The following is a 9,106-nucleotide window of genomic DNA, read 5'->3' on the forward strand; positions in this document are numbered from 1 at the left end:
TTGTTTCCAATGCTTACCATTGACTGTTTTTGAATCCAAATCCCATTTACTGAATTTGTTTTCACAACTCCTTGCAATCTTAACCCAATTGGTAATTTGAATTTATTATTATTTAAATAAACTCGAATTCTGTTGGTTTTATCGGCTGGATTTAATTGTGTTTCGACAAAATTGATTTTTGCATCTATGAGTTCGTTTTTGTCTAGTTCGGAAGTAATTCTGATGGATTGATTGGCTTTGACAAGACTATTGTATCCTTGGATAACATTGAATATTCCCCATACTTTATCCGTATTTAATAGTTTAAAAATGATTTCTCCCTTTTTTATATAACTCCCTTCTTTAACATCCAATGTTGCAGTGTTGTTACTCGCACTTTGCATCACAGGATTAGTTGTATTAACCATCGTTCCTGTTCCATCAATAATACCAGAATCAGGACTATAAATTGTTATTTGCGGGTTTACTTTTTTGGAATTAGACAGCGCATTTATTTGATTTTGGGTCATTCCATAAAGCAACAATTTTTGTCTGGATGCATCAATAATCGAAGGATTTTCAACATCATTAGAGACCATATAAATGAAGTTTTGTTGCTCCGTCAGTAATTCTGGGCTGTACAAATCAAACAGTTTTTGTCCTTTATTTACTTTTTGATATTTATAATTGACATACATTCGTTCTATTCTTCCGTTCATTCGAGCTGCAATATTTACCGATGAATTAGGGTCGTATGCCACAATGCCTGGTAAATTTATTTCACTGCTTATGGTGGTGTCTATTGCCGTTGTCGTTTGATATTTACCTACTATAAAATTGTCGGTAGGTTTTATAAGATTGTCAATTGAACTGTCGTCAATGGAATTATTATCTGTTACTTTTTTTACCAAAGTCATTCCGCAAATGGGACAATTACCAGGTTCATCTCTAATAATTTCTGGGTGCATCGAGCAAGTGTAAACCTCGTTTTGATGCTCCATTTCCGAATGATTATCTGATTTTTTGGCAAAGAAATAGATTGCAATTCCGATAATAAAAATTCCAATAAAAGCTAAACTATACTTTATATACTTGTTCATAATTATTTGGTTTCTAATTGTTTTTCAATTTCTACTTGTGTAGTTAAAATTGATTTTAATTTGTCTAAAGCATCGATTTGAGTCATATTCATTGCTTCCCAAGCTTCTAACGCTATGAATAAATCTCCGGTATTGTTTTGCCAAGCTAAAATAGCCGTATCGTAGTTTCGTTTTAAAGCTGGAATAATGTTGTCTTGGGTAATTTGGTATTGTTTTTTTAGGTTCAAAAACTCAGCATTCATCCCTTTTATCATTCCGCTTGCTTCGTTGGCAATCATTTGCTTTTGCCAATCCAAACTTTCGTTTTTAATACGATAACTTTCTATATTGGCTTTATTCATTTTGGTTGACCAAGACATCGGAATGGTAATCATTCCCATTAATGAAAATTGCTGTGGCTGATTCCCGAAAGCAAACATATGGTCATATTTCACACCAAATTCTGGTCTGGTTGCTACTTTTTCAACCTCAATTTTATAGTTGTTAATTTCCTTAGTTTTATCAATGGCTTTGATATCACTACGGTTGTTGATGTAGGAAGACAAATCGGTCTCAAAAAGATTAAAATCTTTAATCTCGTAATTGGAATCAATTTCTAATTCCTCATTTTTATTACGAGCCATTAAAGTATTGAGCATATATTTTCGCTGTGATACATCATTTTCCAACATCACAATCATACTTTGCAAAGTAGCTAATTGGGATTTCGCTTTATAATAAGACGGTAGTTTGTCCATATTATACTGATACCGTATTTCCATACTTTTAATCATATACTCAAGAAGCTGGAGATTGTCTTGGGCTATTTTTATTTTTTTCTTAATGATAATCCATTCATAATAATAGGTTTTGGCCAATGCATTTAATTGGTTTAGTGTAAAGTTTTTATTTTCACTTTCGACCGAAGACATCGCTTTCATCAAATTTTCATTGGCATTAAGCTTAGAAGCATTCGGAATCATTTGGGTTACACCCAACATATAACTCCCCATTCCTGGTTCCATTTCATTGGCTTTCCACATTTTTGTATTGTAGGGAGTCATAAAAAAGCCAGTTTCTACTTGTGGTGCCATCCAGCTTCTGGCACCTTTTGCCGCTGCATCCATACTTTGAATATCGGCATCGTACATTTTTAGTTGAGGATTGTTTGTCTTGATTGTACTCAATACATTATCCAAAGAAAGTGTTTGGGCTGCCAAATTAGTGGCGCTTAAAATCAAACAACTTATGGCTATATAAAATTTATTCTTTAACATCTATAATATCTATTTTACCTTTTGTTCTTAATTCTCGAAGTTTTACCATCTCAAAAACAATTGGTGTTACTAATAATACATAAATCGTGGAAGTAATTGTACCTCCAATTAGTGGGACAGTAATGGGAAGCATCACATCGGCTCCCGTTCCTGTTGCCCAAAGAATCGGGATTAATCCAAATAACGAAACGGAAACGGTCATCAGTTTTGGTCGTAACCTTTTGGCAGAACCATCAATAATATATTGTTTCAATACTTCTTCTGTTATTGTTTCGCTACTATTCCCGTGCTTTTCTACCATCTTATTCATTGCTTCATTCAAATAGATAGTCATTAGCATCGCTGTTTCGATTGCCATTCCAAACAGTGCAATAAATCCAACGGCAACAGCAACGGATAAATTAATACCATAAAAATAAACCATAAATATTCCTCCAATTAAAGCAAAGGGTACTGTAATCATCGTGATTAATGCCTCTTTCATTGAATGATACGTAAAATATAAAACAAGAAATATAATGACCACAACAATAGGCAGTATTAAACTTAATGTTTTGTTGGCTCTAATTTGATTTTCCCATTGTCCGCTCCATTCCACATAATATCCTTTTGGCATCTTGGTCATCATTGCATTGAGTTTCTCCTGTGCCTCTTTTACAGTACTTCCTAAATCACGTTCCCGAACGTTGAACAACACTGTGCCACGGAGCATTGCATTTTCGCTATTTATCATTGGAGGGCCATCACTTATTTTTACATTAGCTACAGTTTCTAATGGTATTGGACCAAATTGCATCGTTTGAACTTGCAATTTTTTTAAGGCCTCAAGGCTATTTCTGTATTCTTGTGCATATCGTGCATTTACGGAAAAACGTTGTCTTCCTTCGATAGTCGTAGTGAGTTTCATCCCTCCAATAGAAGCTTCAACTACATTATTTATATCATCTATGTTTAGTCCGTATCTGCCAATAACATCTCTTTTTGCTTCAATATCAATATATTTTCCGCCTGTTATTGGTTCAGCATACAAATCTTTAACTCCAGAAGTTCCTTCCAATGTTTTTTTAATTTTTTGAGCCAAAACATTGATGGTATCTAAACTTGCTCCGTATATTTTTATGCCTACATCGGTTCTGATTCCTGTTGAAAGCATATTGATCCGGTTGATAATAGGTTGCGTGAAACCATTGGTCACGCCAGGAATTTGAAGTTTGTTGTTTATTTCCGTGATAATATCATTTTTGGTTTTGTCTTCTCGCCATTCTGCTTGAGGTTTTAACAAAATAATGGTTTCAACCATACTTATTGGACTATTATCGGTTGCCGTATTTGCCCTGCCTGCTTTTCCCAAAACGTGGGCCACTTCGGGAATTGATTTTATCAATTTGTCCTGAACCTGAAGAATTCTCTTTACTTCGGAGTTGGATACATCGGGCAAGGTTACCGGCATAAACAGTACAGATCCTTCATCTAAAGGAGGCATAAATTCTGAACCTAAACGAGTAAACATTAATACGCCAATCAGCAAGGCAATGATATTGATAGCCAATACCGTTTTTCTCCATTTTAAACAAAAAATTAAAATGGGTGTATAAATACTTTCCAATTTTTTGTTAATTGGATTTTTATTTTCTGGACGAAGTTTTCCTTTTAGTAAAAAACTAATTAGCACTGGTACAAGTGTAATGGCTAAAAAAGCATCAACTATCAGAATAAAAGATTTCGTCCAAGCCAATGGTCCAAATAACTTGCCTTCCATTCCCGTGAGAAGAAAAACAGGCAAAAAGGATGTAATTACAATTATTGTTGAGTAGAAAACACCTGGGCCAACTAATTTTGAAGAGCTCTCTATAAGCTTTAACTTATCTTCAGGAGACAACGGATCGTTTTCTTTTTTGAATATATTTTTAATTTTATTTTTCATCTTAATTCCAATTACTGATTATTATCCATTTCTTCTTGTTTCTCCGAAACTGTCCTGTATGCATTCTCAACCATTACAATACCATCATCAACAACAACACCAATTGCCAGAGCAATACCCGTTAATGACATAATATTAGATGAAATGCCAAATGCTTCAAGTAAAATAAAGCCAATAGACACAGATATAGGTAATTGAATGAGTATAATTAAAGCACTTCGCCAATGAAAAAGGAAAAGAAGAACCACAAGAGAAACAGTAATCATAATTTCGATTAAAGTTCCTTTAACTGATGCGATTGCTTTTTCTATTAAATCACTTCGGTCATAAGAGGTTTTAAAAGTAACCCCTTCAGGCAATCCTTTTTCAACTTCTTTCATTTTTTCCTTGACTGCCGTTATTACCTTATCAGCATTTTCGCCATAACGCATTACCACAATTCCGCCAACAACTTCACCAGTGCCATTTTCATCAAAAATACCTAGTCTCAAATCGCCACCCATTTGTATTGAACCAATATCTTTAACTTTTACAGGAACGGAATTATAGTTTTTAATAGCTATGTCTTCTACATCTTTTATGTTTTTTATATATCCCAATCCCCTGACTATGTAGGACATATTGCTCATTTCAAATTTTCTGCCACCAACGTCATTATTATTTGTTTTAACGGCATTCATTACTTCCATCATACTCACATTATAGTACTGCATTTTTAGTGGATCCAACACCAATTGGTACTGCTTTTCAAACCCACCAAAGGAAGCCACTTCGGCAACTCCCGGAACGGTTTGCAGGGCAAATTTCACGTACCAATCTTGCAAGGCTCTTTGTTCTCCCAAGTCCATACCATTCGCATTTAAATGATACCAAAAAACGTGACCTACACCTGTACCATCAGGACCCAAAGTTGGTACTACATTTTGTGGTAACAATCGTTGTGCATAATTTAATCTTTCCAACACCCGAGTTCTTGCCCAATATATATCGACATCATCTTCAAAAATGATGTAAACAAAGCTCATCCCAAACATCGAAGCGCCCCGGATATTTTTGACTTTTGGAATGCCTTGCAGGTTGGAAACCAATGGATAAGTAACCTGCGCTTCTATAACCTGAGGGCTTCTTCCCATCCATTCTGTAAAAACAATTACTTGGTTTTCGGATAAATCAGGAATGGCATCTATGGGATTTTGTTGTACGCTGTAAATGCCCCAAGCAAATAAGCAAGCCGAAACCAGCAAGACAATTGCCCGATTTCGTAGTGAGAATGTTATTAATTTTTCTACCATTATTTTTAATTTTGTGATGAAATACTATCTTCTATTTTATTTATCCAATCCAAAACTTTCTTTTTTTGTGAGGCTGTAAGGATTGCATTTTTATGAATTAAAGTATAAGAACTCAAAGGCATTTCGTTTGATTCGATTTCTTTACTTATAGCTTTCAATTTGCTGTTTTGCCTGCGTTTTGAATAATTTCCAAATTCATTAAAATTCAATTCCTCTTTACCTTCTTTTATATGTCTTTCCATAAAAAAACGAGCGGGTTGAATGTAAGAATACCAAGGATAATAGGTGTTGTTACTGTGGCAATCATAACAAGAAGTTCGCAAAATGATTTCAACATTTTTAGGAACTTTATAAACTTTTGTAAAATTGGCAGTTATATCCTGCTCAAAACTTTCGTTACGAGCAGGTTGATACAACTGCATCAGCAAAAAAATAATTAACCCAATAAAAAGTATTTTTTTGATGATTTTTTTCATACTAGTATTCTTTTTTTATAGAACCGCAAGTAGCCATTTCTTTTCCAAAATATGGATTTTTGATTTCTTTTGTTTCACTTATCCAAACAGCACCTTTGTTGTCATCTGCCATTGGGCAAAAATCCAGATATAGTTTTTGACTGGTTCCAAATAATTGAATTAAGTCATTCATATCCTTACTTAACATTACAAAATGTTCTCTTTGATGTTCTATCTTTCCTCCATTATCTCCAATATGCTCTGCGTGTTCTTTGGCATCATCTGCAATGTCTAAGTATTCCTTTTTCTGACTTGCGTTTAAACTGGCAGTATTAATGGAATTAAACGTTTTATACAAAGTTTTACCTGCTTTAGCTGCACCATTAGCGTCATCTTTAGTTAGAGCGTTCTTGATTTTTAAATAATCATCAATAATCCCATTAGTAGAAAACGGAGTGGAAGAAGTTTGTGTAGTTTCTACCACTTTTGGTTCGACTGTTGAATTATCATTATGATCATGTGTACCATTGCTATGGTCATGAGATGGTTCTTTTTGTACAACTGGCTCTGTTAATTCCATACCACATTTTGAACAATCTTCCCCTTTTTTACCCGTAACTTCAGGATGCATTGGACAGGCGAAAAGTTGATCTTTTTGAGTATCACTCATGTTATTTTCAGTTGATGTACTTTCAACCCCCTCTGACTTTGTAGTTTTGTTACAAGAGATTAATGTTGTAACTAATGCTATTAAAATTACTACTTTTTTCATTTTTTTAAAATTTTGAAGTTATTATTAAATAATTTTTATTTGTAACTATGTTCTGTGCTTTGTTCGTGATAATGTTTCGTTATTTCTTTAGGAATACGTTCTAGTTTTCTATCTTTTGAAAATATTGTTGAGATAGATTTTCCTCTTATCTTAAAAGTTACTTGAATATCGGTATACATATTTGCATTTATTTCGTTCACAATAAAAGCTTCTGCATCTATACTTGTTAATTCAACTTTCTTTGATTTTCCATCAGCAAATATTAATGAAGCTGTTCCTGTTATTTCAGTATTGCTTAATGGTTTCAATTTTTCATCAAGTATGAAAAAATATACTTTGCTATCCTTAATTAAAGTTTCGATATGAAAACTTTTTACTTTTTTGATGGTTCCATTATGAGGACCATTAGAATTATTTCCGTTTTGTGCGAATAAATTCATTATTGGCATTATTGCAATTAATATTGCAATAATTATTTGGCTATTTCTTTTTACAATTTCATTCATTATTCATTTTTTTTAGAGTTAATTTTAAGAAACTGATTAATAATTAATTTTATTGGCTAAATAATAAGAATAAGTACCAATTGATGTATTGATATGGTCTATTTCCTCTACATTTTTAAATCTTGCATCTGAAATGTATTTTATCATTAAACCATTTACATTATCATTGGTGGTTTTGAAACCGTCAAGTAATTGAACTAAGTAAAATGAGAACCTCATCCATTTTGTTTTTGCTTTACCCCAATCTCCAATGATTAATTCTCCATTTGGTTTTAATATTCTATTAATCTCTAATAAACATTTCAATTTTGTAATCATGTCTAACTGATGAAAAACAAGAGAACTATAAACCTTGTCAATTGAATTATCTTCAAATGGTAACTTATTTCCATCATATAAAAAAAGAGGTGCTTCAATTCCTGCCTTATTTAATTTATATTCAGCTATTGACTTAATCTTTGGGTCGATGTCAACTCCTAGTACATTACAATTAGGAAAACGTTGTTTGAGTATGATAATGTTTTGGGCCGTTCCAAAACCAAACTCTACTATTTTTTCATTCTCTTTTGGGTCTACAAAATCAATTAATCTGTTTCTGAACTTTTTTTCAGGCATTGTTACTTTTATAGCTAAATCATAGTAATCGCTTAAAAAATCATAACCTAATGCCGGGATAAATTTTGTTTCACTCATCTTGATTTTATTTTTTTAAATTGAAAAAAGTATAATATAAATTGAAGTAAAAACCATTTGGAGCAGAGCGTACCATTGAACTCAAAAGCTCTTGTCGGTAAGCAAAGTCCAATCGTGCCTGACTGTTGAAAATAAATTGTATAGCCGGTACTACGTCTACATACGACTTGCCATTTTCATTAATAGTTTGCCCAACGAATTCAATCATTAGATTGATATTTGTCTGCTTGTAACTAGTGTATTTTTTTGGATACATTAGTTTACCGAATGATAAGGTATAATTTGTAGCATTGTCGCCCATATTATCAGGAAACGGATAATCAGGCTTGTTGTCAAAGGCTTTCTCAAAGCTTATGGACGAACTAATTGCCAGTTTTTTAATCAACTTAGTGGCTACAAATCCTCCTTCGAAACCTGTGTTGTGTCCTAATATTTCTATTTGCTCTTGGTGAATGTCAGCGTTGTTAAAACTATATCTTCCAAATGCAGCCATTCTGAAATGACTGTTCAGATCATCTGATGAATAGAAACGATACTTAGTATAAAAACTACCTCCTTCGGTAACTAGTTGATTGCTTCTATTACTTATAAAAGCAGAAGCTCGAAACATTATGTTTTTGTTTAGACCATAAGTCACTTCGGGCATAAAATGGTAATTGTAGCCTGATTTCATTTCCTCTTTAAAAAGAGACTGCATTACATTGACTGCTAACGAATTTGCAGGAACATTACTGGCCGGATCCGTTACTACAAATAACTCTTGGCTAAAAACATCTTGACAACTTACAGCAATAAAAAATAAAATTATCTTTCTCATTAATTTAGAATTTTAATGTGGAAATCATCTTCATTGATTGCAGCATACGTTTCGACATTCTTATATGATTTGGATAATTTTTTGAACTCCTTTTCAGTTACATAGCCTTTGTCAACTACTTGAAATTGTATTTCCGTTCCGTTTGTTGCTATGTCATTAACCAAAATATAAGGACTTTTAGTTATGGTTTCAGGTTTTGCTGTTATCACTAATGTGCCTATAAAAAAGCCAGCTTTTTCCACTTTCTCCTTAAAAACTTTTGGGCTTAAATTATTTCCTTCTGTTAACGTTACTGTAAACGTATTGGTATTT

At 33.0% G+C, this 9,106-nt stretch carries 9 protein-coding genes and 1 pseudogene; all 10 read right to left on the minus strand.

What is annotated here, in order from left to right:
* A partial coding sequence (locus tag B2741_RS07175; RefSeq protein ID WP_291136909.1) for an efflux RND transporter periplasmic adaptor subunit occupies positions 1 to 1,079 on the minus strand: 1,079 nt, incomplete at its 3' end.
* 2 nt (positions 1,080 to 1,081) lie between these two features.
* Positions 1,082 to 2,335 carry a TolC family protein gene (locus B2741_RS07180; protein ID WP_291136912.1) on the minus strand — a complete coding sequence of 418 codons (1,254 nt, stop codon included), beginning with the start codon at positions 2,333 to 2,335 and terminating at the stop codon, positions 1,082 to 1,084.
* A complete protein-coding gene (locus tag B2741_RS07185) occupies positions 2,322 to 4,259 on the minus strand; it encodes an efflux RND transporter permease subunit (RefSeq protein ID WP_291136915.1) in 1,938 nt (645 codons plus the stop codon). Before B2741_RS07185 ends, B2741_RS07180 begins: the two co-directional genes overlap by 14 nt.
* A gap of 11 nt (positions 4,260 to 4,270) precedes the next feature.
* Positions 4,271 to 5,551, minus strand: a complete 1,281-nt coding sequence (locus tag B2741_RS07190) for an efflux RND transporter permease subunit (protein ID WP_291136918.1) — start codon at positions 5,549 to 5,551, stop codon at positions 4,271 to 4,273.
* 5 nt (positions 5,552 to 5,556) lie between these two features.
* The gene (locus B2741_RS07195) at positions 5,557 to 6,027 is read right to left on the minus strand and encodes a heme-binding domain-containing protein (RefSeq protein WP_291136921.1); all 471 of its coding nucleotides are present in this window, start codon (positions 6,025 to 6,027) and stop codon (positions 5,557 to 5,559) included.
* Position 6,028: 1 nt separating this feature from the next.
* Entirely contained in the window at positions 6,029 to 6,778 is a 750-nt protein-coding gene (locus B2741_RS07200) for a DUF3347 domain-containing protein (RefSeq protein ID WP_291136924.1), read from the minus strand.
* Positions 6,779 to 6,813: 35 nt separating this feature from the next.
* Complete coding sequence (locus B2741_RS07205; protein WP_291136927.1) at positions 6,814 to 7,284, minus strand: hypothetical protein; 471 nt, start codon at positions 7,282 to 7,284, stop codon at positions 6,814 to 6,816.
* A gap of 36 nt (positions 7,285 to 7,320) precedes the next feature.
* Positions 7,321 to 7,977 carry a class I SAM-dependent methyltransferase gene (locus tag B2741_RS07210; RefSeq protein ID WP_291136930.1) on the minus strand — a complete coding sequence of 219 codons (657 nt, stop codon included), beginning with the start codon at positions 7,975 to 7,977 and terminating at the stop codon, positions 7,321 to 7,323.
* 7 nt (positions 7,978 to 7,984) lie between these two features.
* Entirely contained in the window at positions 7,985 to 8,794 is an 810-nt protein-coding gene (locus tag B2741_RS07215; protein ID WP_291136933.1) for a hypothetical protein, read from the minus strand.
* A pseudogene (locus B2741_RS07220) lies at positions 8,794 to 9,106 on the minus strand (heavy-metal-associated domain-containing protein); the annotation flags it as partial. The pseudogene B2741_RS07220 and the gene B2741_RS07215, both read right to left, overlap by 1 nt.

The organism is Flavobacterium sp. UBA7663 (assembly GCF_002483315.1).
In the GTDB taxonomy this organism is placed as follows: domain Bacteria; phylum Bacteroidota; class Bacteroidia; order Flavobacteriales; family Flavobacteriaceae; genus Flavobacterium.